Origin of the sequence: Rhodococcus sp. BS-15 (assembly GCF_000813105.1) — a bacterium.
Taxonomy (GTDB): Bacteria; Actinomycetota; Actinomycetes; order Mycobacteriales; family Mycobacteriaceae; genus Rhodococcoides.
The window spans coordinates 1-805 of the sequence record NZ_BAOX01000597.1 but is presented as its reverse complement, the minus strand read 5'-3'; the positions used below and the strand labels follow the sequence as shown (position 1 = coordinate 805).

Annotated in this window: 1 protein-coding gene; it reads left to right on the top strand. The window is 64.2% G+C overall.

Annotation, left to right across the window (positions count from 1 at the left end; translation table 11 throughout):
- Positions 1-706 (top strand): transposase (locus RHBS_RS28175; RefSeq protein WP_187298682.1); only part of this gene is annotated, 706 nt, incomplete at its 5' end.
- Positions 707-805 lie beyond the last annotated feature (99 nt).

Genomic DNA, 805 nt, shown 5'->3' with positions numbered 1-805 from the left:
CCGCCGACGTGACCGGGAGAACAGTGCGCCGGTGATCTGCCGCAACATCACCGATCCGCAGTCGCGAGTGCAGCCGATCCGTGGTGGCGGATGGGTGCAGGGTTACAACTGTCAAGCATTCACCACCGAGGACGGGATCATCATCGCGACCGGTGTCGGGATCAACCCCAACGACTCCGGTTACTACCCGGACATGGTCGCGAAGGCCATCGCTGCCGCCGACACGATCGTCGCGACGAAAACTGCCACAGATTCACCGCCGGTCACCGACACGGTCTGCGGATCCGATGCCGGTGCCGGTGAGGCTGCGATCGGGATCATGCTTTTCGATGCCGGGTACTGCTCGAACGCCAATCTCGATGCACCCGGCCCGGACAGGTTGATCGCCACCGGCACCACCCGTGATCTCGAAGCCGCTGCCCACGCCGCCGCGGCGAGCAACACCGAAGATGCACCGGTGCAACAGAGTTCGCTCGATAAGATGCGGGAGAGGTTGGCGACACCGGACGGGATCGCGACCTACCGCACACGCTCGCATATCGCCGAGACACCGTTCGGGCATGCCAAACACAATCTCGGATTTCGTCGCTTCACAGGTCGAGGACTCGACCGAGCGGCCAGTGAATGGTCATTTCACGCAGCGGTTCACAACATCGGCAAAATCCTCACCCGCCTCGCGGCCGCCCCCACAACGGCACCGGCCTGAACAGTGAGTGACCGGGCCCTACCGGGCCCGGCCACACCGACCGACCTCACACAGCCGATCAGTTCACCCGCTCACTCGCGCCAAAACGCAACGGCCCGC